Below are 971 nucleotides of genomic sequence, written 5' to 3'. Positions count from 1 at the left end.
GGCATATCTCAGCGTCGTCGCCAACGCCCAGGAGATCGCACGCCACGAACGCAGCTTCGAGCGGCACATGACCTTCTACGATTGGCGCCACTACGTCACGCTGGTCGAGCGCAAACCCGGCGCACTGCGCAACGGCGCACCGTTCATCACGATGCCGCAGCCGCTGCAACTGCTGCAGCGGCATCTGCTGAAACACCCGGGCGGCGATCGCGTCATGACGCAGGTGCTCGCCGCGGTGCGCGAACACGGGCTCGATGCGGTGCTGCTCGCCGTACAGGCTGCGCTGGATTCAGGACGCCCCAGCGCAGAGCACGTCCTGAACGTGCTGAGCCGGCTGAAGGCGCCCGTCACGAATGGCAGCCTCGCCACGACGAAACTCCAGCTCAAGGAAGAGCCCGCGGCCGACGTGAGCCGTTACGAGACGCTGCGCGCCAACCCACCGGAGGACCGTCATGTCTAACGACATCGCCGCCCAACTCAAGGGGCTCAAACTGCATGGCATGGCGAGCACGTGGCCGGAGCTGCTCGCACAGTCGCGTCACACTGACTTCGAGCCGGAGCGCTTCATGAAGCAGCTGCTGATGGCTGAAACCGCCGAACGGCAGGTGCGCTCGATCGCCTACCAGATGACCGCCGCTCGCTTCCCGGCACACCGCGACCTGAAGGGCTTCGACTTCGCGCAGGCACACGTCGACGAAGCGCTGGTGCGCGAACTGAGCGAGCTGTCGTTCCTCGCAAGCGCGCACAACGTCGTGTTCATCGGTGGTCCGGGCACCGGCAAGACGCACCTCGCCTCAGCGATCGGAATCGAAGCCGTACAGCGCCACGGCAAGCGCGTGCGCTACTTCTCGACCGTCGAGCTGACCAACGCCCTGGAGCAGGAGAAGTCCATCGGCAAACAAGGCCAGATCGCCCACAAGCTGATGTACGTCGACCTGGTGATCCTCGACGAACTGGGCTATCTGCCGTTC

At 65.0% G+C, this 971-nt stretch carries 1 protein-coding gene and 1 pseudogene; both read left to right on the top strand.

Annotation, left to right across the window (positions count from 1 at the left end):
• Window positions 1-460 (top strand): annotated as a pseudogene (locus tag HWX22_RS31265) (IS21 family transposase); the annotation flags it as partial.
• Window positions 453-971 (top strand): ATP-binding protein (locus HWX22_RS31260; protein WP_175916994.1); only part of this gene is annotated, 519 nt, incomplete at its 3' end. The pseudogene HWX22_RS31265 and the gene HWX22_RS31260, both read left to right, overlap by 8 nt.

Origin of the sequence: Burkholderia sp. BCC1638 (genome assembly GCF_902833195.1) — a bacterium.
GTDB classification, from domain to species: domain Bacteria; phylum Pseudomonadota; class Gammaproteobacteria; order Burkholderiales; family Burkholderiaceae; genus Burkholderia; species Burkholderia diffusa.
This window is presented reverse-complemented; position numbering and strand designations above follow the sequence as displayed.